Genomic DNA, 23,045 nt, shown 5'->3' with positions numbered 1-23,045 from the left:
GATTCCGTTTCAGGTCTGGTCAGTTCGGGTCAGGCGAGGGCGGTGACCGGCTGCAGCGGCAGCAGGCGCGTGGCCACCGCATCGCGGACGGCGTCGTCGTGAAAAATCCCGATCAGGGCGCGGCCTTCGGCCAGCGCTTCCCGGATCAGTTCGATCACCACGGCGCGGTTGTCGGCATCGAGCGAGGCGGTTGGCTCGTCAAGCAGCAGGATCGGATGACCGCCGATCAGCCCGCGCGCGATGTTCACGCGCTGCTGCTCGCCACCCGAGAACGTGGCGGGAGGCAGATGCCACAGGCGACGTGGCAGGTTCAGGCGCTCCAGCAGGACGGCGGCGCGGGCCCGGGCTTCCTCGTGGCTGGCACCGCGCTGCTGCAGGGGGTCGGCCACCACGTCCAGCGCGGACACGCGCGGAATCGCACGCAGGAATTGGCTGACGTAGCCGATCACGTCGCGGCGCAGTTTCAGCACGCGTTGCTCCGGGGCATTGGTCAGCTCGACCCACGGCTCGCCTTCGGTGCTGGTGTCGCGCAGGCGGATGGTGCCTTCGGTGGCCAGATAATTGCCGTACAGGCAGCGCAGCAGCGTGCTCTTGCCGGTGCCGGAGCGGCCCGACAGGACCAGGCATTCGCCGCGGGCGGCGTCGAAATCGATCGCACGCAGCACGGGCAGGCGGATGCCGCCCTGGTTGTGCAACGTGAACATCTTGCCGAGGCCACGGACCTCGATCAGCTTCTGTGCATTCTCTGCTTGCATCGTCGTCAGCCCTGCAGGATGGAGGAAACCAGCAGTTGCGTGTAAGGGTGCTGGGGGTCGTCGAGGATCTGGTCGGTCAGGCCTTGCTCCACCACGCGCCCGCCCTGCATGACCAGCGTGCGATGTGCCAGCAGGCGCGCCACGGCCAGGTCGTGCGTGACGAGGATGGCGGCGAGGCCAAGGTCGGTCACCAGGCGGCGCAACAGGTCCAGCAGGCGGGCCTGCACGGAGACGTCCAGCGACGCCGTCGGCTCGTCCATGAACACCAGACGCGGATGCGTGACCAGGTTGCGGGCGATCTGCAGGCGTTGCTGCATGCCACCCGAGAAGGTGCTCGGCACATCGTCGAGGCGGGCCAGGTCGATCTCCATCTTCTCGAGCCAGGCGCCGGCGACTTCCCGCAGGTCGCCATAGTGACGCTCGCCCACGGCCATCAGGCGCTCGGCGATGTTGGCGCCGGCACTGACCTGCATGCGCAGCCCGTCGCGGGCGTGCTGGCGCACGAAGCCCCAGTCGGTGCGGGCCAGCAGGCGCATGCGTGCGCTCGACAGCGTGGCCAGGTCGGTCAGGCCGGACTCGCGCATGTCGTAGCTGACGCTGCCGCGCTGCGGCGGTGCCTGCATCGACAAGGCTTGCAGCAGCGTGCTCTTGCCGGAGCCCGATTCACCGACCACGCAGAGCACCTCGCCCGGGTAGAGATCGAAATTGACGTCATGGCAGCCATGCACGCCATCCCAGGTACGCGTGAGGTTGCGTACCGACAGCAGTGGAGTCGCGCTCATTGCGCACCTCCCGCCGCCGCTTTCACGGCTTGCGCGGCCTGACGGTCGGCGCAGTACTCGGTATCCGAGCACACGAACATGCGCGTGCCGGCATCGTCGGTGATGATTTCGTCGAGGTAGCTGTCCGTGGCGCCGCATTGCGCACAGCAGCTTGACCACTTTTCCACGGTGAACGGATGATCGACGAAGTCCAGGCTCCTGACCGAGGTGTACGGCGGCACGGCATAGACGCGCTTTTCGCGCCCGGCGCCGAATAACATCAGCGCGGGGCTGCGGTCGAGCTTGGGATTGTCGAACTTGGGAATCGGCGACGGCCGCATCATGTAGCGCTGGTTGACGATCACGGGATAGTCGTAGGTGGTGGCGATGTGCCCGTGATGGGCGATGTCCTCGTAGAGCTTGACGTGCATCGCGCCGTATTCGGCCAGCGAGTGCATGGTGCGGGTTTCGGTCTCGCTCGGTTCCAGCCAGCGCAGCGGCTCGGGGATGGGCACCTGGTACACCATCGTCTGGCCGGCGCGCAGCGGCGTTTCCGGAATGCGGTGACGCGTCTGGATGATGCTCGCCTCGGCGGTGCGCTCGGTGGTTTGCACGCCGGTCACGCGGCCGAAGAAGCGGCGGATGTTGATGGCGTTGGTGGTGTCGTCCGAACCCTGGTCGATCACCTTGAGCACGTCCTGCTTGCCGATGATCGCGGCGGTGACCTGGATGCCGCCGGTGCCCCACCCGTAGGGCAGCGGCATCTCGCGGCTGCCGAACGGGACCTGGTAGCCGGGGATGGCCACGGCCTTGAGCAGCGCGCGGCGCAGCATGCGCTTGGTCGATTCGTCGAGGTAGCCGAAGTTGTAGTGATCGTCGCGGGCAACGGCGCCCGGGGTGGCGTTGACCTGACTCATGCCAGCGTCTCCTCTTGCGATTGCGGCCGGGATTGCGGCGGGGTGGGTGGCTGAACCTTCGGCACGGATTGCAGTGCGGTGGCGGCCGGGTTAGCGGCATCCGCCTCCGCGCGCAGGCGGCGCAGCAGTTCCAGGTTGGCCTGGAAGTCCACGTAGTGGGGCAGCTTCAGATGCTGCACGAAGCCGGAGGCCTCGACGTTATCGCTGTGGTACAGCATGAATTCGATGTCGTTGGCCGGGGCGTCGGCGGCTTCGCCAAGTTCTCCGGCGCGCATCGCGCGGTCCGCCAGCGCCATCGACATCGCCTTGCGTTCGTTGTAGCCAAACACCAGGCCGTAGCCGCGCGTGAAGCGCGGAGCTTCCTCGGCGTTGCCGGCAAACTGGCTGACCATCTGGCATTCGGTCAGCTCGACCTCGCCGATCGTCACGGCGAATCCAAGCTCTTCGACAAACAGCTCGACTTCGGCCGTGCCGTAGCGGATCTCAGCCGCGAACGGATGCGAGTTGCCGTAGCCGCGTTGCGTCGAATAACCCATCGACAGCAGAAAGCCTTCGTCTGCACGCGCCAGGTTCTGCAGCCGCGCGGCGCGGCTGGCGGGGAACGTCAGCGGCTCACGCGTCAGGTCCGGCGGCGTGGGGTCGCCGGCGGGAACCTCGTCGGCTTCCACCAGTTCTTCTGCTTCCAGCAGGCCCGTCACGCGCGGCATGCTTGCGGCGAGCGGTTCCGCCGATGGCGGCAGCGGTGCCGGTTCGCGGCCCGCTTCGAGCGAGAAATCCAGCAGGCGCTGCGTGTAGTCGTAGGTCGGCCCCAGCACCTGGCCGCCCGGCACGTCCTTGAACGTCGACGAGATCCGGCGTTGCAGGCGCATCGTGCCGGTGTCCACCGGCTGGGTATAGCCAAAGCGCGCGAGCGTGGTGCGATACGCGCGCAGCAGGAAGATGGCCTCGATCTGGTCGCCAGCCGCCTGCTTCAATGCCAGCGCGGCCAGGTGCGGGTCGTACAGCGAGCCCTCGGCCATCACGCGCGACACCGCCAGCGGCATCTGCTCGCGGATCTGCGCGAGCGTGAGTTCGGGCACCGACGTATCGCCGCGACGATACGTGTCGAGCATCTGGTAGGAATTCAGGATGGCGCGTTCGCCCCCTTTGACGGCAACGTACATGTCAGTCCTCCACTTGCGTGGTGCGCGTCAGTGCGCAGAATTGGTGGCCGCTGGCCAGCAGCAGGTCTACGCCGAGCGGAAAGCCCGCGTTGTTGGCGCGCCAGCGGGCGCGGAAGTCGGCGGGCAGGCCGGCGATGCGCAGCGTCTGCGTGGCCTCGATACCGGGACCGCGCAGCGTCAGCGTGTCGCCGTCGGTCAGCGAGGCGACTTCCATCATCAGCGTGGCCGAGCGATCCGGATAGGCCGGTACGCCTTGCGCGCAGTCGGCCAGGTTCGGCATGGCATGTCCTGCGGGCACGCAGACGAAGGTCGCGGCGCCGAGGTCGTCCACCAGCGGGCAGCCGCAATGGAAGCGCAGGAACGCGCGTGCCGCGGCGGGTACGTCCGCAGGCAGCCAGACCGGCGTGTCGGGATCGGCCAGCGTCAGCAGCAGCGCGGCCAGCCCGGGCGACAGGCCATCGGGCAGGCCGCTGGTGACGGGCAGGGTCTCCACGCGACCCGGATGGGCAAATGCTTCCAGCGTGGCGCGAAACACTTGCTGCGCATCGTCGACCGGGTTGTCGAAGCCGGGCAGCAGCGAGGTGGCCGGGGTGGCTCGCATGGCGGTGGTGGTCGGGATCGGCGGGATCGATGGGATGGTCGGCATGTCAGTCCTCTCCGCGGACCATGGTGAAGAACTCGACGCGCGTCTGGGCGGCGGTGGCTGCCTCGTGCGCCGCGCGCTCGGCAAGGGTCCGGGCCAGCGGCGCCAGCACGATGTCCTGTACGCGCTGATGCCAGGCTGGACGCTGCAGCAGGGCATCCAGTACGGCCGCCTGCTCCGCATGGCGCACGCCGCGCCCCTGCACGTAGGCCACGCCCGCCGTGCCATCGACGCTGCCCGCATCGCCGTCTTCCAGGACGACCGCGCAGCGCGTGACCGTGACTTCGCCCAGGTTGAACTGGGCACCGGTGCCGCCTGCGCGGGCACGCACCATCGCCATACCGGATTCCGGCTTGCGCAGCAGGCGGTAGCCGGGCAGGGCACCCGACTCGCCGAGCCGCGCGTAGGCCGCATCGAGCGCGTCCGTTTGCGCCAGCGCCAGGGTCCGCAGCCATGCGGCGCGGGCCGCGTTGGCCTGATTGGCGGTTTCGCTTTGCATCATCACCCCTATACGTCTATACGTTTAGATGTAAACTACCACAACACGGCGCTACTAGACCACAGCCAGATGAACGTTTCATGACGGGTCCGGCGATTGCTCGGACACTGGCGGAGACGCGGGACGGGCGCCCCGGGGCTGAGGCACAATCGCATGGTATTGATGAATGCTTGATGACAAGAGGGCAGGGCAAGATGTCTGATCGAGAAGTCGAACGCGGCTCCGGCGTGGCCGTGTGGCGCCAGATTGGCGAGGCGCTGGCGGACGACATCCGCAACAAGCTGTATGGCCCCGGCGAGCAGCTGCCGCCCGAGCCGGAGCTGGCTACGCGGTTCGCTGTGAACCGCCACACCATCCGGCGCGCCATGGGCGAGCTGGAACTGAGCGGGCTGGTACGGATCGAGCAAGGCCGCGGCACCTTCGTGCAGGAACACGCCATCGACTATGCGATCGGGCGCCGCACGCGGTTTTCGCAGAACCTGGCCGCGCAGGGCATGCGCGGGCACATGGAGATTCTCGACAGCCAGGTCGTGCGCGCACCGGAAGTGGCCAAGCATCTGGGCCTGCCGCGCACGGCCGAAGTCCTGCACGTGCAGATGGTCGGCAAGGCCGAGGACCGCACCATCGACGTCGCCGAGCACTATTTCGATCTCAAGCGGTTCCCGGCCATGGACGCACAACTGCGTGAGATGCAATCGATCTCGCGCGCACTGGCGCATTTCGGCATCGCGGACTACACGCGCAAGTGGTCGCGCATCACGGCCGCCATGCCCAGCGCGCCGGTGGCTCGGCTGCTGAACCAGCCGAAGACGCGTCCCGTGCTGCAGGTGGAAGCGCTGAACGTCGATATCGATGGCGTGCCGGTGCAGTACAGCATGGTGAGGTTTGCCGGCGACTGGGTTCAGCTCACCGTGTCCGACAACGACTGAGCACAAGGGTTGCGACGTTGCCGCATAGTGAGACGGCCTCGCCGCATTGGTCTAGACATCCGTCTGTCATCTGCCAGCGCTAACGTGTTGCCTATGCATACGACAAATCAAACGCAATCGCCCCCACTCGCGGGGATCACGGGCCGCCGGGTACTGGGTGCCGGTGGCATCGGCCCGGCGACGCTGGGCTTTCTGGATGGCAACGTGGCGCAGCAAGCGCCCGCATCTGGCCCCTGTATCGATGCCGGCGACCTGCTGGTGTTGCCCGGCATCGTCGACATTCACGGCGACGCATTCGAGCGCGCGGTGATGCCGCGTCCCGGTGTCAGCTTTCCGTACGCGGGGGCGCTGATCGATGTGGACCGGCAATTGCTGGCGCACGGCATCACCACCGAATTCCACGGCGTGACGCTGTCCTGGGAAGGCGGCCTGCGCGGCGAAGCGTATGCGCTCCGCATGTTCGAGGCGCTCGCGCAGTTGCAACCCGTGCTGGGTGCCGCGCACAAGGTGCATCTGCGCTTCGAGGCCTATCATCTCGCCGGCGTGGAGACCGCGCTGTCGTGGATGGCCGATGGCCGCGTGGGGCTGCTGGCCATCAACGATCACCTGCCTACCATGGCGCGCCGCATGGCCGACGACCGCAAGATGCTGCAGTACGCCGAGCGTGCCGAATGCGACGCCGAGACATTCCGCAGCCGCCTGCGCGTGGCCAGCCGCAATGCGCAGGAGGTGCCTGCCGCCATGTCGCGCCTGATCGCCGCCGCGCGCGCGGTGGGCCTGCCGGTGGCCTCGCACGATGATCCGGACGTGGCCACGCGACAGCACTATCACCGCCAGGGCTGCGGCATCGCCGAATTCCCGCTGACGATCGAAGCCGCCACGCTGGCCCGCCAACTCGGCGATGAAACCGTTTTTGGCGCGCCGAACGTCGTGCGCGGCACCAGCCATACCGGCGCACCCAACGCGACGGAGATGGTCGCGGCGGGCCTGTGCACGGTGCTGGCGTCCGACTACTACTATCCCGCCCCGTTGCAGGCCGCGTTCAAGCTGGCGCAACTGGGAGTGGTGGACCTGGCCAGCGCCTGGCATCTGGTGTCGCGCAATCCGGCCCGCGCCGCTGGCCTGCGTGATCGTGGCACGCTGCTGCCGGGCCTGCGCGCCGACGCCATCCTGGTCGATGATCGCCAGCCTGGCCTGCCGCGTGTCTGCGGCACCATCGTCCGTGGCGAGCTGAAACAGGCGACGACGGCGCTGCCGCTGATCGACATCGCCGACGCCGACTATGCCGATGCGGGCAGCCTGGCCGCGTGACCATGCAAGCGCACCGTTACGCGATCTACCTCGCGCCGGCCGAGCCGTTCCGATCGTTCGGCAGTCAATGGCTCGGCCGCAATGCCGATACGGGCGCCGCGCTGTCCATGCCGAAAGGCATGGAGCCGCGCCCCGCTGACTGGGTCAAGGCCCCGGCGCACTACGGCCTGCATGCCACGCTGAAACCACCGTTCCGGCTTGCGGCGGGCACCGATGCGCCGATGCTCGATGCCGCCGTGCGCGACTTCGTGCGTGGCCGGGAAGGATTCGATGCGCCGCTGACACTGCGCGCGTTGCGCGGCTTTGTCGCGTGGTGCCTGGACGATGGCGCCGAGGGCCCGCGCCAGATGCATGCGCTTGCGGATGCCTGCGTGCGCACGTTCGAGCGTTTCCGTGCACCGGCCACCGCTGACGAGCTCGCCAGGCGCAGGCCGGAGCGGCTGACGGCGGAGGAGCGCCGCATGCTGGACGCCTGGGGCTACCCCTACGTCTTCGAGACCTTCACGTTCCACATCACGCTGACCGGCATGCTCGATGCCGCCAACGCGGCCGCCGCGCTTGCGCGACTATCCGCCGCGGGCATCGGGTTGCTGGAGACGCCGCTCCATGTCGATGGCATCAGCGTGTTCGTGCAGCCGAAGCCGGGCGCCGACTTCATCGCCGCGCGGCACTACGGTTTCAACGGCAGTACCCTCGATGGCGCCGGCGCGGCGTACCTGGACGCATGAGCGCCCCTACGACCCCTACGACCCCTACGACCCATAGCGCCGCCGACGGGCGCGGCCTGTTCTACGTCATGGGGCCATCCGGCAGCGGCAAGGATTCGCTGCTGCGTGCGCTGCGTGAGCGTCTGGGGCCCGACGACCGCATCGTGGTCGCGCATCGCTACATCACGCGCGATGCCGATGCCAACGAGGCGTCGGTGGCACTTTCCGCCGACGAGTTCCACCGCCGCAAGGCCCTCGGCTGCATGGCGCTGGACTGGCACAGCCACGGACTGCACTACGGCATCGGCGTGGAGATCGAGCACTGGCTGGATAAAGGGCTGAAGGTCATCGTCAACGGTTCGCGCGAGTATCTGCCGGAAGCCGTCGCACGCTACCCGAAGCTGTGCGCCGTGCACGTGCGCGTGAAGCCGGAGGTGCTGGCGGCACGATTGCGCCAGCGCGGCCGCGAATCGGAAGAGGCGATCGAGAAGCGCCTGGCGCGCGCCGGGCAAGCTTTCGATGTGCCGGCAGGCTGCCAGCTCGTGGAGATCGACAACAGCGGCGCACTGGAGGCGTCCGCGGCGACGTTTGCGCAGCTGGTCGGCGTTACCTCAGCGCCAGCATCGCAAGTCTGAGTTTCGGGCCGGAGCCTCGCGCCGGAAATCCCCGGGCGAGGTTCCAGGCTTCAGTGCAAAAACCGACATCCGCGCCCGAATGGCCGGCCTGAATCGTCAGCCAGAATTGCTGGCTTGAAGCGCAGGTCGGCGATCAGACCTTCATGTCAGAGATCGGTGCTGAAGCTGATGCCGTGCTCCGTGAACCCGAGCTGGCGATAGAACTGATGCGCCTGCAGGCGGCGCGCGTTCGATGACAGCGCCAGCTTGGCGGCGCCGGCCTCGCGGGCCAGGCGCATCGCCTCCCGCATCATCGCCTTGCCGATTCCCATGCCGCGTGCCGACGGCGCGACCACCACAGCCTCGACGATCGCCTCCGGGCGACCGTCGTGGACCATCACGGGAAACACCAGCAGGCTGAAGGTGCCGAGCGGCACTTCGTTCTCGTCTACCATCAGATAGCAGCGATAGTCCGGATAGCGGCGCATCGTGGCATAGCGCTCGCGCATTGTGGCCAACGGCAGCGGTGGCTCGTCATCCATCGCGGCAAGCAATGCGGAGAGGTGCAGCAGCTCGGCATCGGAGCCGCGTACCTCCCGCAGGGTCAGGACCATCTCGCTCATCACGGCAACGCGGCAGGACGCGCGCAACGCGCGGCCATGTCGAGGTAGTGCGCCAGCGGCGGCGTGGCCAGGTCGACGACCTTCGCCAGGTCGTCGTAGCGGCGCAGACGCACCGCCGCATCGGCGTGGCGGTTGGCGGCGAAGGTGTCGGCCTGCGCGGCGTCGTACGGGCCGCCCTGCAGCGCCAGGCTGTGCACCGAGGCGGGCGACAGCGTGTCGAAGTAGGCCGCGTCGGTGGCGCACAGGTAGCGCTTGGCAGCCACGTGCAGGCGCACGGGTTCGGTGACGTCATCGCCGAACAGGGCAGCCAGCGCATTGGCGGCAGCCTCCTGGTGGCGCATGTCAGTGGTGCTGCTTTCCGCCAGCATCAGGTGGCCGACGTCATGAAGCAAGGCGGCCACGATCAGCGGCTCGGGCTCGCCGGCGTGCTCCGCCAGCTGCGCGCACTGCAGCGCGTGCGCAGTCTGACTGATGGCCTCGCCGCCATAGTAGGCGGTGCCGTGATTGGCAAACAGGGTTTCGATGCGGGTCAGGGTCAGCATGGTTTGACTATAGTCGCTGCGCAGGTCTCAGACGAGGACCTTGCGGATTTGCGCCGAGATGATGTCGATGGCCGTGACAAACAGGATGATGATGATCATCACGGCGCAAGTCTGCGCGTACTGGAAGCTGCGGATGATTTCCCACAGCACGGTGCCGATGCCGCCGGCGCCAACGATGCCGACCACAGACGCCGAACGCACATTCGACTCGAAGCGATACAGCGCGAACGACAGCCAGAGCGGCAGGACCTGCGGAATCACGCCGTAGACGATTTCCTCGATCGGGCCGGCGCCGGTGGCGCGCACGCCTTCCACGGGGCGCGGATCGATGGCTTCCACCGCTTCGGCAAACAGCTTGGCCAGCACGCCGGTGGTGTGGATCCAGATCGCCAGCACGCCGGCGAACGGCCCGAGGCCCACCGCCACGATGAACAGCATGGCGAAGACCATCTCGTTGATGGCGCGGCAGGCGTCCATGATGCGGCGCGCCGGCTGATAGACCCAGGCCGGCACGATGTTGGCCGAACACAGCAGGCCCAGCGGCACTGCCATCACCACGGCGATGGCGGTGCCCCACAGCGCGATCTGGACCGTGACGAGCATCTCGTCGAGGTAGTTTTGCCAGTCGCGGAAGTTGGGCGGGAAGAAATCGGCGGCGAACTTCGCCATGTTGCCGGAATCGCGCAGCAGGTCCAGCGGACGCATGTCGGCGCCCTCCCAGGACATGGCGAGCATGGCCAACACGATCGCCCAGATCAGCATCACGGAGAGGGAGGTGCGCGGCGGCCGGACGTTACTTTGGGGCGAGGGAGGCAGGCCGGGCCTGGCGGTGGCAGTCATGGGGCAATCCGGTAGGAGGCAGGTAACAACGGCGCGGGGCCGACGACGCCTGGCGCCATCGGCCCCGGCGGGTGGGGCTTATTGCGTGCTGATGGCCTTGTCCAGCTCGGCCAGTCGGCGGGTCACTTCGGCAAGTTGCTTTTCCTTGTCGGCGGCGGCCAGCGTGCTGTCCGATTCGATCTTGGATTTTTCCTTGGCCAGCTCGATCTGGCGGATCGGCACCAGCTGCGCGTCGGACGAGGGACGGAAGCCCTGGTAGGTCAGCGTGGCCAGCACCTGCTTTTCGCGCGCGGCGTCGGCACCCTTGCCGTAGTTCACGAAGAAGGTCTGGATCTTCTTCTTCAGCTCGGGCGACAGGTCCTTGCGGTAGACCATCGGGTCGGCCGGGATCAGCGGGGACTTCCACAGCACGCGCACCTGGTCATAGGCGTTCTTGCCCGTGTTGATGCGATAGCGCTCGAAGTTCTCGGTATTGTTCACCGCCACGTCCACCTGCTTGTTCAGCACGGACAGCAGGTTGGTTTCGTGGTTGCTGATGCGCACGGCCTTGAACAGCGTCTTCGGTTCCACCTTGTTGGCGGCCCACAGGTAGTAGCCCGGCACGGCGGTGCCCGACGTGGAGTTCGGATCCCCGGCGCCGTAGCTCAGGTCCTTGCCGCGCTTGATCACGTCTTCGACGCTCTTCAGGTCGCTATCCTTGCTGACGATCAGCAGCGACCAGTAGCCCGGGTTGCCGTCCTTGTCGATCACGGAGGCGAACACCTCGCCGCTGGCGCGGTCCACGGCTTCCATGGCGGACTTGTTGCCGAACCAGGCGATCTGCACCTTGTTGAAGCGCATGCCTTCGATGATGCCGGCGTAGTCGGAAGCGAAGAAGGGTTTGACCTGCACGCCCAGCGTCTTGCTGAGGTCGTCGATCAGCGGCTGCCAGGCGGACTTCAGGTTCGACGACGATTCCGTCGAGATGAAGCCGATGTTCAGGGTCTTGGCGTCCTGCGCGAATGCGGGCAGGGCGACGACACCCGAGGCCACCACGGCGAGAAAGGTTCTGCGAAGCATGGATAACTCCGGTTTGGATACGCTTGGGGGTAAGAACTGGGATGCGCGAGCGGCCGTTCAGGCTGCCGCGAGATTCATCGTGACCATCGCGGGCACAGGCATGCCCTCGGTGGACGCGTTTGCTTCGGGCGCGGAGTCGTGCAGCAACTCGTCGGCCTCCGTGCCATAGAGATCGCGCAGCATGCTGGGCGTGAGCGCGGCGGACGGGCCGTCGTAGACGACCTTGCCCTGACGCAGTGCCACGACGCGCGGGCAGTAGCGCATCGCTACGTCCACCTGATGCAGCGACACCACCACGGCCACCTTGCGCGTGCGATTGATCTGGGAGAGCAGCGTCATCACACGGCGCGACGATTCCGGGTCGAGCGAGGCAATCGGCTCGTCGGCTAGGATCACGCGGGCGTTCTGCACCAGCGTGCGGGCGATGGCAGCGCGTTGTTGCTGCCCGCCGGAGAGCGTCGAGGCACGCTGAAACGCATAGTCGTCTATACCAACTTGCGCGAGGGCATCGAGCCCGGCCTGGATTTCGCTGGCCCTGAAGATACGCAGCAGGCTGCGCCACTTGGGGATGCGGGTCAGCATGCCGACCAGCACGTTCGTGATCACCGGCAGGCGGCCCACGAGGTTGAACTGCTGGAACACAAAGCCGATTTCGGCGCGCACCTTGCGCACGTTGCCGGCCAGACGACCATTACGCTGCACGGTGCGACCGTTGACGAGGATCTCACCCGCGCCGGCATCGCCCGTGATGAATCCGGCCACGTGGCGCAGCAGCGTGGACTTGCCCGAACCCGAAGCGCCCAGCAGGGCGACCATTTCGCCCGGCGCGACGTGCAGCGTGACATCGTCAAGCGCCTTGCGGTCCGCGCGGAACGATTTGCTCAGTCCGCGGACTTCAATTGCATGCGTCATGTCGACTCCCTTGCTTGAATGACTTGCGCATTCTGGCGGGGGCCGATGACAGAACGATGACGTGAGACGGAGGTTTTCCGATGGATGTATCGGAGGTGAGGCATTCGGCGACCATTGGGCGGCCATGCGGTGCGATGAAATCGATTTCACCACACCGGCGGCTCCCGGTCGGGCGACCGGCCACACGGGCGATCAGCCGGGCGCCATCGCCCGGCTACCTCTTACATCAGGATAATGTCGTACTGTTCCTGGTGGAACGTCGATTCCACCTGCAGCGAGATCGGCTTGCCGATGAAGTCGCCGAGCATCGCCAGATGCTGGCTCTCTTCTTCGAGGAACAGGTCGATGACGTCCTGCGAGGCCAGGATGCGGAACTCGCGCGGATTGAACTGGCGCGACTCGCGCATGATCTCGCGGAAGATGTCGTAGCACACCGTGCGCGGCGTCTTGACCTGGCCCTTGCCCGAGCACACCGGGCACTGCTCGCACAGCACGTGCGCGAGCGATTCGCGCGTGCGCTTGCGCGTCATCTCCACCAGCCCCAGCTGCGAGAAGCTGTTCACCGTGATGCGCGTGCGGTCTCGCGACAGCGCACGCTTGAGTTCGGAGAGCACCGCATCGCGATGCTCGACGTTCTCCATGTCGATGAAGTCGATGATGATGATGCCGCCCAGGTTGCGCAGGCGCAGCTGGCGCGCGATGGTGTGGGCCGCCTCGAGATTGGTCTTGAAGATTGTGTCGTCGAAGTTGCGCGCACCCACGTAGCCGCCGGTGTTGACGTCGATCGTCGTCATCGCCTCGGTCTGGTCGATCATCAGGTAGCCGCCGGACTTCAGGTCCACGCGGCGCGACAGCGCCTTCTCGATCTCGGCGTCGATATTGAACAGATCGAAGATCGGCCGTTCGCCCGTGTAGTGCGACAGGCGCGCCAGCACGGCCGGCGTGTACTCCTGCGCGAACTCCACGAGCTTCTGGTAGTTCTCGCGCGAATCGATCTGGATTACGCCGGTGGCGTCATTGATGAAGTCGCGCAGCACGCGCTGAGCCAGGTTCAGGTCCTGGTAGAGCAGGCTCGGCGCCGGCTGCGTGGTGGCATTGAGCCGGATCGACGCCCAGATCTTGCGCAGGTAGGCGATGTCGTTGCCCAGTTCCTCATCGGTGGCTTCCTCCGCGATCGTGCGGACGATAAAGCCGCCGCGCTCGTCGGTTGGCACCAGGCCCTGCACGCGTGCGCGCAGCGCTTCGCGATCCACCTCGCCCTCGATACGTTGCGAGATGCCGATATGCGGGTCCTGTGGCAGGTACACCAGCGTGCGGCCGGCGATGCTGACCTGCGTGGAAAGCCGCGCGCCCTTGGTGCCGATCGGGTCCTTGATGACCTGCACCATCAGCGCCTGACCTTCGTACAACGTCTTCTCGATGGCCAGCGGGGCGGCGCCGTTCTTGTCCGGATCGCGCGGGTGCCAGATATCGGCAACGTGCAGGAACGCGGCCCGCTCGAGGCCAACGTCGATGAAAGCGGATTGCATGCCCGGCAGCACACGCACGACCTTGCCCAGGTAGATATTGCCGACCAGCCCGCGAGTGAGCGTGCGTTCGACATGCAATTCCTGGACGGCGGCCTGCTGCACGATGGCAACGCGCGTTTCTTGCGGCGTGATGTTGACGAGGATGTCTTCAGTCATAGCGGTGGATGCGCGTCGCCGGTATGCCGGCGCTTGTTGTTGTCGTCCGGCGGCTGACCGGACTTCTGACCCCTGCCTGCCGTGTCAGACGCAGCCGGGAGGGTGCGCGCTCAGAAGCGCAGGCCAGCCTCGCGTAGCAGTGCCGCGGTCTCGAACAAAGGCAAGCCCATGATACCCGAATAGCTCCCGTCAATCCGCTCGACAAACTCGGCCGCACGGCCCTGGATGCCGTATGCGCCGGCCTTTCCGAGAGGCTCGCCGCTGGCCACGTAGCGGTCGATCTCGGCGCTTGTCATCGCGCGGAAAGTGACGTGGGAGATCGACAGCGCGTGGCGCAGGCCCAGCGCCGAAATCACGGTCACGGCGGTCAGTACGCGATGGGTGGTGCCGGACAGTGCGCCGAGCATGGCAGCGGCGTCAACGGCGTCCGTGGGCTTGCCGAGGATGTCGCCGCCCCGGCAGACCGTGGTATCGGAGGTGAGGATTGGGGCATCGGGCAGGCCGCGGCGCTCGCGGCGGCGCAGGGCGGCTTCGGCCTTCAGCGCGCACACGCGCTGGACGTACGCGTCGGGGGTCTCGCCGGGCAGCGCGGCCTCCAGTGCCTCGGCATCTTCGCCGTCATCGGCCAGCAGGAGTTCGTACTGCACGCCCAGCTGCGTCAGGAGTTCACGGCGGCGGGGGCTTTGGGAGGCGAGGTAGAGGATGTCGGCGGTCACGGCAGGCTTGGAAATGACGCGGCCGCGCGGCGGCATGCCGGGCGGCCCGTGGTGTGCCGATTGTACCCGCCGGGGATATGTGCGGATGCCGCGCGGACGTACCCAGTCAAGCCCAGGCGAGCTCAGACGCGGTGGTAGGGGTGATTCTGGGTGACCGACCAGGCGCGATAGAGCTGCTCGGCCAGTAGCACGCGCACCATGCCGTGCGGCAGGGTCAGGCTGGAAAGACGAATCAGTGTCTGGGCCCGGGCCTTGAGGGCCGGGTCGAGGCCATCGGCGCCGCCGATCAGGAAGGCGACGTCGCCGCCATCGCGTTGCCAGCCGGTCAGCTGTTCGGCCAGTTGGACCGTGGTGAAGTCGCGCCCGCGTTCATCGAGCGCAACGATGCGGCATTGCCTGGGCAGCGAGCCGAGGATCGACTCGATGCGTGCGGCCTCGCGCTGCATCACGGTGGCGGCGTTGTTGCTGGAGGAACGGGCTTCCGGCTTGACCTCGCGCAGCTCGATGCGCAGTTCGGGCGGCATGCGCTTGGCATACTCCGCAAAGCCGGTTTCGATCCAGCCGGGCATCTTGTGGCCAACGGCCACGATGACGAGTTGCATAGGCGATGCCCGGTGGATGCAGGGTCAGGCGATCAGCCGATCAGGCCAAACGTCTGGATCAGGCCGAGCGCGTGGCGCGCTTGCGCGGCGCGGCGGTCTTGGCGGCCGTCTTGGTTGCTGGCTTGGCCGCCGTCTTCGTTGCCGTCCTGCCCGACGTCTTGGCGGGGGACTTCGCAGCAGCCTTCTTCACGGGGGCCTTGCCAGCGGTCGTCTTGCGTGCCGTCGTGCCGCTGGCGGTCTTGCGTGCCGTCGTGGTCTTGACGGCCGTGCCAGTGCTCGTCTTGCGCACCGGCTTGCGGATCGTGGCAATCGCGTCCGGGTCGGTGTCCTCGTGGCCCATCGGCGGCGAAGGTTCCTTCATGCCTTCCGGCAGGCGGGCCAGCGCCGGGCGCAGGTTCGATGCACGGCGCGCGCGCGGTGCGGCCACTTCTTCTTCGTCTTCGCCATCCATCGGCTCGCTGGCCTTGACCAGACCGCGCTTGGCGGCGAGCTTCAGGCGCACCGGCTTGTCGCCCCAGATTTCTTCCAGGTTGTAGTACAGGCGCAGTTGCGGTTGCAGGATGTGCACCACGGCATCGCCGCAGTCCACCAGCACCCATTCGCCGGTCTCCAGCCCTTCCACGGCCACGATATGGCCGCCGGCATCCTTCACCGTATCCCGCACGGATGCCGCGAGCGCTTTGGTCTGGCGGTTCGAATTGCCGCTGGCGATCACCACCCGGTCGAACAATTCGGTCAGGTGAGTGGTGTCGAACACCTTGATGTCCTGCGCTTTGACATCCTCGAGCCCGTCGACGATGGCGCGTTGCAGTTTACGAATATCCATGGTGTCTTTCTTGTTCAGCTTCATTCGGGTAGGGGTGCGAGCCGGCTCAGGAGTTGCGGTACAACCCGTGACTCGCGATGTAGTGTGCCACGCCGGCAGGCAGTTGGTCATCCGCCGGCTGGCCGTCGGCCAGGCGCTGGCGCAAGCCGGTGGAGGACAGGTCGACGGCAAGCGTCTGGTCGATCCACATCCGGCCGGAGGGCGTGCATTGTATCAGGTGCGTGTCCGCCAGCCGGTCGTTCATGGCGGCGAGCACCGGGCCGTCCAGCGCGGCCAGGTCGAAGCCGGGTCGGGTGGCGATGCAAAGGTGCACCTGCTCGAACAGGGCTTCCCAGCCGTGCCAGGTGTGCAGGCGCAACAACTGGTCGGCCCCCATCAGCCAGGACATGGAGGTATTCGGGCCGTACGCATCACGCAGGTGGCGGACGGTGTCGACCGTATAGCTGGGGCCATCGCGGTCCACTTCCATGCGGCTGACGCGGATCGTGGCATTGCCGCCGTCGATGGTCGCCGCGGCCAGCTCGGTCATGGCCAGCCGGTCGGACGAAGGCGTCACGTGGCCACCCTTTTGCCAGGAGTGACCGGTGGGAATCCAGACCAGTTCGTCCAGCGCCAGGTGGTCGATACACAACTGCGCCAGCGCGACATGGCCGCGGTGCGGCGGGTCGAAAGTGCCGCCAAGGATGCCCAGGCGGTACGGTCGGTCGGTGTCGGCGGGGGTGCGGGGGGAGGAAGAGGAGGCAGGAACAGTCATCACACTCGCCGTCAGGCCCACTCGCGTGCCGGCAGGAAGTCGGTGTACAGCGCGGCTTCGGCGCTGCCCGGCTCGGGTTGCCAGTCGTAGCGCCAGGTCACCTGCGGCGGCATCGACATCAGGATGGATTCGGCGCGGCCGCCCGATTGCAGGCCAAACAGCGTGCCACGGTCGAAGACCAGGTTGAATTCCACGTAGCGGCCGCGGCGATAGGCCTGGAAGTCGCGTTCGCGCGCACCGTAGGGCGTGTCCTTGCGGGCGTCGAGGATCGGCAGGTAGGCATCGAGGAAGGCATCGCCCACGGACTGCATCATCGCAAAGCTGCGGTCGAAGCCCAGTGCCGAGAAATCGTCGAAGAACACGCCACCGATGCCGCGAGCTTCCCCGCGGTGCCGCAGGAAGAAGTACTCGTCGCACCACTGCTTGAAGCGCGGATACAGGTCATCGCCGAACGGGGCCAGCGACGCCTGGCACGTGCGGTGGAAGTGTGCGCAGTCGTCCGCGTTGCCGTAGTAGGGCGTCAGGTCCATGCCGCCGCCGAACCACCAGACCGGGTCCGCATCGGGTTTCACCGCCAGGAAGCAGCGTACGTTCATGTGAACCGTGGGGACGTACGGATTGCGGGGGTGGAACACCAGCGAGACGCCCATCGCCTCGAAGCTGCGTCCGGCCAGTTCCGGCCGGTTGGCGCTGGCCGACGGCGGGAGCGTATCGCCGCGAACATGCGAGAAGCCCACGCCGGCGCGTTCCATCACGGCACCGTCCTCCAGGATGCGCGTGCGGCCACTGCCGCGCAGGCGCTCGGTGGGCGGTTTCTCCCAGCTGTCGGTCAGGAACGCCTGCCCGTCCACGGCGGCAATGGCGTCGGTGATGCGGTCTTGCAGGCCGAGCAGGTAGGCTCGGACTGCCTGGGAATCGATCATGATGAGCGGGTCTGGATGGGCCGGTGGCAGGACGGCCGGGCGCAGGCGCCGGCCGTCATCGCGGTGTCACGATTGTACCGGCTGGATTCGCCCCGCGGGGCGTGGGGCGAATCCCGGCGCAACTCAGCGCTTGATGGCGCGGTAGCCAATGTCGGTGCGGTATTGCATGCCGTCGAAGCGGATCTGCTCCACCGCGGCGTAGGCATTGCGCTGGGCGGCCTTGACGGTGTCGGCCAGGCCCACCACGCACAGCACGCGGCCGCCCGAGGTCAGCAACGTGCCGTCCTTGAGCGTGGTGCCGGCGTGGAACGTCACGGCTTCGTCGGTTTCGGCCGGGATGCCGGTGATGGCATCGCCGCGGCGTGGGTCTTCCGGGTAGTTGTACGCGGCGATTACCACGCCCAGCGCCGTACGACGATCCCAGTCGAGCTCGATCTGGTCCAGCTTGCCGTCCACGGCGGCTTCCATGACGTCGACGAGGTCGGTCTTCAGGCGCGCCATGATCGGCTGGGTTTCCGGATCGCCCATGCGGCAGTTGAATTCCAGCGTCTTCGGGTTGCCGTCCTTGTCGATCATCAGGCCGGCGTACAGGAAGCCGGTGTACGGGATGCCGTCTTTTTCCATGCCGCGCACGGTCGGCATGATGATCTCGCGCAGGGCGCGGGCATGCAGGGCCGGGGTGACCACCGGCGCGGGCGAGTATGCGCCCATGCCACCGGTATTGGGGCCCGCGTCGGCGTCCAGCAGGCGCTTGTGGTCCTGGCTGGTGGCCAGGGCCAGCACGTTCTTGCCGTCCACCAGCACGATGAAGCTGGCTTCCTCGCCGTCCAGGAATTCCTCGATGACCACGCGTGCGCCGGCGTCGCCGAGCTTGTTGTCCGCCAGCATCATGTCGACGGCCGTGTGCGCTTCTTCCAGCGTCATCGCCACGACCACGCCCTTGCCCGCGGCCAGGCCATCGGCCTTGATCACGATCGGCGCGCCTTGCGCGTCGATGTAGGCGTGCGCGCCGGCGGCGTCCGCGAACGTCTGGTAGGCGGCCGTCGGAATGTTGTGGCGGTGCATGAAGGCCTTGGCGAAGTCTTTCGAGGATTCCAGCTGCGCGGCGGCCTGCGTGGGCCCGAAGATGCGCAGGCCACGGGCGCGGAACACGTCGACGATACCGGCGGCCAGCGGTGCCTCGGGGCCGACCACTGTGAAGGCCACGCCTTCGCGCTCGACGAATGCGGCCAGCACTTCCGGATCGGTCAGCGGCACGTTCTGCAGGCGCTTGTCGAGTGCCGTGCCACCGTTGCCCGGCGCGACGTACACCACTTGCATCTTTGGGGACTGGGCCAATTTCCAGGCCAGTGCGTGCTCACGCCCACCGGAGCCGACAACCAATACTTTCATGATCACTGCCAGAAAAGAAACGCATGCGAAAAGCGGCAGCTGGCCGGAGCCGGGCTGCCGCCGTGGGGCGGGGCGGAGGACTTACTCCTCGATCACCGCGTTGGTGAAGACTTCCTGCACGTCGTCCAGGTTTTCCAGGGCGTCCAGCAGCTTCTGCATCTTCACGGCGTCGTCGCCAATAAAGCTCACTTCGTTTTGCGGCTTCATCACCACGTCCGCCACTTCGGCCTTGAATCCGGCGCCTTCCAGCGCGGTCTTGACCGCGGGGAAGTCGTTGGGCGGGCAAGTGACTTCGATGGAGCCGTCGTCGTTGGTCACCACGTCGTCCGCACCGGCTTCCAGCGCGGCGTCCATCAGCTTGTCCTCGGGCGTGCCGGGGGCGAACAGGAACTGGCCGCAGTGCGTGAACATGAAGGCCACCGAGCCTTCCGTGCCCATGTTGCCGTTGTGCTTGGAGAACGCGTGGCGGACTTCGGCCACGGTGCGGGTGCGGTTGTCGGTCAGGCAATCCACGATGATCGCGGCGCCTGCCAGGCCGTAGCCTTCGTACCGGATTTCCTCGTAGTTGGCGCCTTCCAGGCCGCCCACGCCGCGCTGGATGGCGCGCTGGATGTTGTCCTTCGGCATGTTCGCGTCCATGGCCTTGTCGATCGACAGGCGCAGGCGCGGGTTGGAATCGGCATCACCACCGCCCAGCTTGGCGGCCACGGTGATTTCCTTGATCAGGCGCGTCCAGATCTTGCCCCGCTTGGCGTCAGCAGCGGCTTTCTTGTGTTTGATATTGGCCCATTTGGAATGACCGGCCATGATTCTCTCCGAGGCGGAAAACGTGTCGTGTAGCGTGTTGTCAGGCGGTGCTGCGCGGGTTTGCCGGCGCGCAAGGGCGTCGTGACGACGATTGCAGGGATTGCCGGCGTGCCGCCGCTGGCTCGGGATCAGGGTTCCGTGACAGGCTCTGTGACAGTTTCTGACGATCCGGCGACCACGCCATGTGATTGATGTGCCAATCTGCTGGCTATAATCAGCGCAGGATTTTATCACGCGCCCCTGCCGCGCCGAAGCGCCTTGCGCCTGACTTCGTAGCGCCGCTCGTACCATCCTTCGCATCGCCGATCGCCTTGGCACCGGCGTTGTTTTTCGCCACCGTCCCTCTGACCGCCGAGACCATCATGGCCGACCCCATCCTCATCGCCAAGAACGCCGACCACGACCTGGTGCTGCTGCCCGAAATGGGCAACCGCCACGGCCTGATCACCGGCGCCACCGGCACCGGCAAGACCGTCACGCTGCAAACGCTGGCGCAGGGCTTTTCCCGGCTGGGCGTGCCCGTGTTCATGGCGGATGTCAAAGGTGATCTGACCGGCATTTCCCAGCCCGGCCAGGCATCCGACAAGCTCAAGGCACGCATGGCCGAGCATGGCCTGCCCGAGCCTGTATGGGGCGCCTGCCCGACCACGCTGTGGGATGTCTTCGGCGAAAAGGGCCATCCCGTCCGGGCGACGGTGTCGCACATGGGGCCGCTGCTGCTGTCCCGCATGCTGGAGCTCAATGACACCCAGCAGGGCGTGCTGAACCTCGTGTTCCGCATTGCCGATGCCAACGGCCTGCTGCTGCTCGACGCCAAGGATCTGCGCGCGATGCTGCAGTACGTGGGGGATAACGCCAGCCAGTTCACGACCGAGTACGGCAATATTTCCTCGGCGTCGATCGGCGCGATCCAGCGCGGGCTGGTGGCGCTGGAATCGCAGGGCGCGGACAAGTTCTTCGGCGAGCCGATGCTCAACCTCGAGGACTTCATCCAGACCGAGCGCGGACAGGGCGTCATCAACATCCTGTCGGCGGACAAGCTGATGAATGCGCCGCGGCTGTACGCGACGTTCCTCCTGTGGATGCTGTCCGAGCTGTTCGAGAAGCTGCCCGAGGCGGGCGATCTCGACAAGCCCAAGCTGGTCTTCTTCTTCGACGAGGCCCACCTGCTGTTCAACGATGCGCCCAAGGGCCTGCTGGACAAGATCGAACAGGTGGTTCGGCTGGTGCGTTCCAAGGGCGTGGGCGTGTACTTCGTGACGCAGAATCCGGTCGATATTCCCGATACCGTGCTGGGGCAGTTGGGCAATCGCGTACAGCACGCGCTGCGCGCGTTCACGCCGCGCGACCAGAAAGCGGTCAAGGTGGCGGCCACGACGATGCGCGCCAATCCGAAGCTCGATGTGGAGCAGGTGATCGGCGAACTGGGCGTGGGCGAGGCGCTGGTGTCGTGCCTCGACGCCAAGGGCACGCCGACGGTGACCGAGCGCGCGTGGGTCCTGGCGCCGGGCAGCCGTATCGGCCCGGTAACGGACGACGAGCGCCGCGCGCTGATTGCGAACTCGCTGGTGGCAGGCGCCTATGAGAAGACGATCGATCGCGAATCGGCGTACGAGAAGCTGCGCGGTGGCGTGGCCGCTGCGGGAAATGGTGCGCAGGCGGGCGCGCAGACCGGCGCGAAAGCGGGCGGTGCCGCAACGACCACCGGCGGGGCGCCGCAGGAAGGGGAAGGCGGCGGATGGCTGGGGCAGGCCGGCGAGATTTTCGGCTCGCTGACCAAGGGCACGGGCAAGACTGGCCGTGGGGACTCGATTCTCGAATCGATGGCGAAGTCGGCGGCGCGGACGGTTGGGTCGCAGGTCGGGCGCGAGCTGATTCGCGGTGTATTGGGGAGCCTGCTGGGCGGTGGCGGCCGGAAGAAGTAAAGCTGGCCAGCGATGGCGCCGGACCCTGAAAAAAACGCCTGCAACATGCAGGCGTTTTTTCTTGCTTCAGATATCAGTGTGAGGCGCTCGCCCGGCCTTTCTCGCGGCCTCGGCATCCTCGCGCATTTTCCGCGCAAAAAGGCGGGCGAAGAACGCGCCCATGCCGATGATGAAGGCAATGACGGCCAGGCTGGCCAGCCCGGTGGGCGTCGAGAAGAGAATCTTGATGGCTTCCATATGTGGACTCCTGGGCGGAACACGTCGTAGAAAAACGACTTTCAGTGTAAGGAGCCACGCCACTCAAATATTGAGGCGCATCAAGCGCCTCGGCATCCCTCAGTTCTTCGTGCCGAACAGCCGGTCGCCCGCGTCGCCCAGGCCCGGGATGATGTAGGCATGCTCATCGAGATGGCTGTCCAGCGATGCCACGAACAGCTTCACGCCGGGGTGGGCGCGCTGGAAGACTTCCACACCTTCGGGCGCGGCCACCAGCGCCACGAAGGTGATGGCCTCGTCCTTGACGCCGCGGCGCTTGAGCACGTCCACCGCATGCGCGGCCGAGTAGCCGGTGGCGACCATCGGATCGCACAGGATGAAGCTGCGGTCCTCGACGTCCGGCAGGCGCACCAGGTACTCCACGGGGCGGTGATGCTCGTCGCGGTACACGCCGATATGGCCGATCCGGGCCGACGGAATCAGCTCGACCAGGCCGTCGCTCATGCCGACACCAGCGCGCAGCACGGGCACGATCGTCAGCTTCTTGCCGGCGATGACCGGCGCCTCCAGCGGCACCAGTGGCGTATCGATGTGACGCGTGGTCAGGGGCAGGTTGCGGGTGATCTCGTAGCCCATCAGCAGCGTGATCTCGCGCAGCAGCTCGCGGAACGTACGCGTCGACGTTTCCTTGTCGCGCATATGCGAGAGCTTGTGCTGGATCAGCGGGTGATTGAGGATGAAGAGATTAGGGAAACGCGGATCTTGTTTCATGGCAGCGGCGGGCTCGGCAGGTGTCTGGTCAGGGCTGCGCGGCCATGCTGGCCACGCGCCCGATGCAGCGGGATTGTAATGGATACCGACCCGCCCGCCGCGCCTGGCGCCGCCGGCAGCCTGCCGGTCAATCAACCGGAAGCCCGCCGCGCA

At 66.7% G+C, this 23,045-nt stretch carries 27 protein-coding genes; 5 read left to right on the top strand and 22 right to left on the bottom strand.

What is annotated here, in order from left to right; translation table 11 throughout:
* Positions 1–29: 29 nt before the first annotated feature.
* The 6 genes from phnL to phnG are packed head-to-tail and all read right to left on the bottom strand — an operon-like array spanning position 30 to position 4,741.
* The gene (gene phnL, locus BLR29_RS20840) at positions 30–755 is read right to left on the bottom strand and encodes a phosphonate C-P lyase system protein PhnL (RefSeq protein WP_092139062.1); all 726 of its coding nucleotides are present in this window, start codon (positions 753–755) and stop codon (positions 30–32) included.
* Between the two features lie 5 nt (positions 756–760).
* Complete coding sequence (gene phnK, locus BLR29_RS20835) at positions 761–1,537, bottom strand: phosphonate C-P lyase system protein PhnK (protein WP_092139060.1); 777 nt, start codon at positions 1,535–1,537, stop codon at positions 761–763.
* A complete protein-coding gene (locus BLR29_RS20830) occupies positions 1,534–2,433 on the bottom strand; it encodes an alpha-D-ribose 1-methylphosphonate 5-phosphate C-P-lyase PhnJ (RefSeq protein ID WP_092139058.1) in 900 nt (299 codons plus the stop codon). The genes phnK and BLR29_RS20830 overlap by 4 nt, the downstream gene beginning before the upstream one ends.
* Positions 2,430–3,596, bottom strand: a complete 1,167-nt coding sequence (locus BLR29_RS20825) for a carbon-phosphorus lyase complex subunit (RefSeq protein ID WP_092139056.1) — start codon at positions 3,594–3,596, stop codon at positions 2,430–2,432. Before BLR29_RS20825 ends, BLR29_RS20830 begins: the two co-directional genes overlap by 4 nt.
* 1 nt (position 3,597) lies before the next feature.
* Positions 3,598–4,242: a phosphonate C-P lyase system protein PhnH gene (gene phnH / locus BLR29_RS20820; protein ID WP_255371336.1), complete on the bottom strand. Its 645-nt coding sequence runs from the start codon at positions 4,240–4,242 to the stop codon at positions 3,598–3,600.
* Position 4,243: 1 nt separating this feature from the next.
* Positions 4,244–4,741 (bottom strand): phosphonate C-P lyase system protein PhnG, encoded by a 498-nt coding sequence (gene phnG / locus BLR29_RS20815; protein WP_092139054.1) that lies wholly within the window; start codon positions 4,739–4,741, stop codon positions 4,244–4,246.
* A gap of 191 nt (positions 4,742–4,932) precedes the next feature.
* On the opposite strand from phnG, the gene phnF reads away from it, so the two are divergent.
* The 4 genes from phnF to phnN all read left to right on the top strand — a co-directional run bounded on the left by phnF (position 4,933) and on the right by phnN (position 8,320).
* Positions 4,933–5,667 carry a phosphonate metabolism transcriptional regulator PhnF gene (gene phnF / locus BLR29_RS20810; RefSeq protein ID WP_092139052.1) on the top strand — a complete coding sequence of 245 codons (735 nt, stop codon included), beginning with the start codon at positions 4,933–4,935 and terminating at the stop codon, positions 5,665–5,667.
* A 93-nt stretch (positions 5,668–5,760) separates the two neighbouring features.
* A complete protein-coding gene (locus tag BLR29_RS20805; RefSeq protein ID WP_092139050.1) occupies positions 5,761–6,978 on the top strand; it encodes an alpha-D-ribose 1-methylphosphonate 5-triphosphate diphosphatase in 1,218 nt (405 codons plus the stop codon).
* Positions 6,975–7,706 carry a DUF1045 domain-containing protein gene (locus BLR29_RS20800; RefSeq protein WP_092139048.1) on the top strand — a complete coding sequence of 244 codons (732 nt, stop codon included), beginning with the start codon at positions 6,975–6,977 and terminating at the stop codon, positions 7,704–7,706. Before BLR29_RS20805 ends, BLR29_RS20800 begins: the two co-directional genes overlap by 4 nt.
* On the top strand, positions 7,703–8,320 hold the full coding sequence (gene phnN / locus BLR29_RS20795; protein WP_092139046.1) for a phosphonate metabolism protein/1,5-bisphosphokinase (PRPP-forming) PhnN: 618 nt from the start codon (positions 7,703–7,705) through the stop codon (positions 8,318–8,320). Before BLR29_RS20800 ends, phnN begins: the two co-directional genes overlap by 4 nt.
* A 146-nt stretch (positions 8,321–8,466) precedes the next feature.
* Here phnN and BLR29_RS20790 read toward each other — a convergent pair whose 3' ends face one another.
* The 14 genes from BLR29_RS20790 to BLR29_RS32500 all read right to left on the bottom strand — a co-directional run bounded on the left by BLR29_RS20790 (position 8,467) and on the right by BLR29_RS32500 (position 20,344).
* Positions 8,467–8,922, bottom strand: coding sequence for a GNAT family N-acetyltransferase (locus BLR29_RS20790; protein ID WP_092139044.1), 456 nt, complete (start codon positions 8,920–8,922; stop codon positions 8,467–8,469).
* Positions 8,922–9,464, bottom strand: a complete 543-nt coding sequence (locus BLR29_RS20785; RefSeq protein WP_092139042.1) for a phosphonate degradation HD-domain oxygenase — start codon at positions 9,462–9,464, stop codon at positions 8,922–8,924. The genes BLR29_RS20790 and BLR29_RS20785 overlap by 1 nt, the downstream gene beginning before the upstream one ends.
* A 27-nt stretch (positions 9,465–9,491) precedes the next feature.
* Positions 9,492–10,304 (bottom strand): phosphonate ABC transporter, permease protein PhnE, encoded by an 813-nt coding sequence (phnE, locus tag BLR29_RS20780; protein ID WP_092139040.1) that lies wholly within the window; start codon positions 10,302–10,304, stop codon positions 9,492–9,494.
* Between the two features lie 78 nt (positions 10,305–10,382).
* A complete protein-coding gene (gene phnD / locus BLR29_RS20775; RefSeq protein WP_092139037.1) occupies positions 10,383–11,363 on the bottom strand; it encodes a phosphonate ABC transporter substrate-binding protein in 981 nt (326 codons plus the stop codon).
* Positions 11,364–11,420: 57 nt separating this feature from the next.
* Complete coding sequence (gene phnC, locus BLR29_RS20770; protein WP_092139035.1) at positions 11,421–12,275, bottom strand: phosphonate ABC transporter ATP-binding protein; 855 nt, start codon at positions 12,273–12,275, stop codon at positions 11,421–11,423.
* Between the two features lie 221 nt (positions 12,276–12,496).
* Positions 12,497–13,960, bottom strand: coding sequence for a ribonuclease G (rng, locus tag BLR29_RS20765; RefSeq protein ID WP_092139033.1), 1,464 nt, complete (start codon positions 13,958–13,960; stop codon positions 12,497–12,499).
* A gap of 110 nt (positions 13,961–14,070) precedes the next feature.
* Positions 14,071–14,712, bottom strand: a complete 642-nt coding sequence (locus tag BLR29_RS20760) for a Maf family protein (protein WP_092139031.1) — start codon at positions 14,710–14,712, stop codon at positions 14,071–14,073.
* An 86-nt stretch (positions 14,713–14,798) separates the two neighbouring features.
* Positions 14,799–15,278: a 23S rRNA (pseudouridine(1915)-N(3))-methyltransferase RlmH gene (gene rlmH / locus BLR29_RS20755; RefSeq protein ID WP_092139029.1), complete on the bottom strand. Its 480-nt coding sequence runs from the start codon at positions 15,276–15,278 to the stop codon at positions 14,799–14,801.
* A gap of 58 nt (positions 15,279–15,336) precedes the next feature.
* Positions 15,337–16,104: a ribosome silencing factor gene (gene rsfS, locus BLR29_RS20750; RefSeq protein WP_176861008.1), complete on the bottom strand. Its 768-nt coding sequence runs from the start codon at positions 16,102–16,104 to the stop codon at positions 15,337–15,339.
* Positions 16,105–16,150: 46 nt separating this feature from the next.
* Positions 16,151–16,858, bottom strand: a complete 708-nt coding sequence (locus BLR29_RS20745; protein WP_092139025.1) for a nicotinate-nucleotide adenylyltransferase — start codon at positions 16,856–16,858, stop codon at positions 16,151–16,153.
* An 11-nt stretch (positions 16,859–16,869) separates the two neighbouring features.
* Positions 16,870–17,781, bottom strand: a complete 912-nt coding sequence (gene hemF / locus BLR29_RS20740) for an oxygen-dependent coproporphyrinogen oxidase (RefSeq protein ID WP_092139023.1) — start codon at positions 17,779–17,781, stop codon at positions 16,870–16,872.
* Between the two features lie 123 nt (positions 17,782–17,904).
* Positions 17,905–19,173: a phosphoribosylamine--glycine ligase gene (gene purD, locus BLR29_RS20735; RefSeq protein WP_092139021.1), complete on the bottom strand. Its 1,269-nt coding sequence runs from the start codon at positions 19,171–19,173 to the stop codon at positions 17,905–17,907.
* 81 nt (positions 19,174–19,254) lie between these two features.
* A complete protein-coding gene (locus tag BLR29_RS20730) occupies positions 19,255–19,980 on the bottom strand; it encodes a YebC/PmpR family DNA-binding transcriptional regulator (protein ID WP_092139019.1) in 726 nt (241 codons plus the stop codon).
* A gap of 214 nt (positions 19,981–20,194) precedes the next feature.
* On the bottom strand, positions 20,195–20,344 hold the full coding sequence (locus tag BLR29_RS32500) for a hypothetical protein (RefSeq protein ID WP_176861007.1): 150 nt from the start codon (positions 20,342–20,344) through the stop codon (positions 20,195–20,197).
* On the opposite strand from BLR29_RS32500, the gene BLR29_RS20725 reads away from it, so the two are divergent.
* Positions 20,343–21,905, top strand: a complete 1,563-nt coding sequence (locus BLR29_RS20725) for a helicase HerA-like C-terminal domain-containing protein (protein WP_092139179.1) — start codon at positions 20,343–20,345, stop codon at positions 21,903–21,905. The two genes, BLR29_RS32500 and BLR29_RS20725, sit on opposite strands and share 2 nt — an antisense overlap.
* Positions 21,906–21,971: 66 nt before the next feature.
* Here BLR29_RS20725 and BLR29_RS20720 read toward each other — a convergent pair whose 3' ends face one another.
* Both BLR29_RS20720 and upp read right to left on the bottom strand, forming a co-directional pair.
* Positions 21,972–22,142 carry a DUF3149 domain-containing protein gene (locus BLR29_RS20720; protein ID WP_092139017.1) on the bottom strand — a complete coding sequence of 57 codons (171 nt, stop codon included), beginning with the start codon at positions 22,140–22,142 and terminating at the stop codon, positions 21,972–21,974.
* 99 nt (positions 22,143–22,241) lie between these two features.
* The gene (gene upp / locus BLR29_RS20715) at positions 22,242–22,892 is read right to left on the bottom strand and encodes a uracil phosphoribosyltransferase (RefSeq protein WP_092139015.1); all 651 of its coding nucleotides are present in this window, start codon (positions 22,890–22,892) and stop codon (positions 22,242–22,244) included.
* Between the last annotated feature and the right edge of the window lie 153 nt (positions 22,893–23,045).

The sequence above is a fragment of the Cupriavidus sp. YR651 genome, from assembly GCF_900101625.1.
In the GTDB taxonomy this organism is placed as follows: domain Bacteria; phylum Pseudomonadota; class Gammaproteobacteria; order Burkholderiales; family Burkholderiaceae; genus Cupriavidus.
This window is presented reverse-complemented; position numbering and strand designations above follow the sequence as displayed.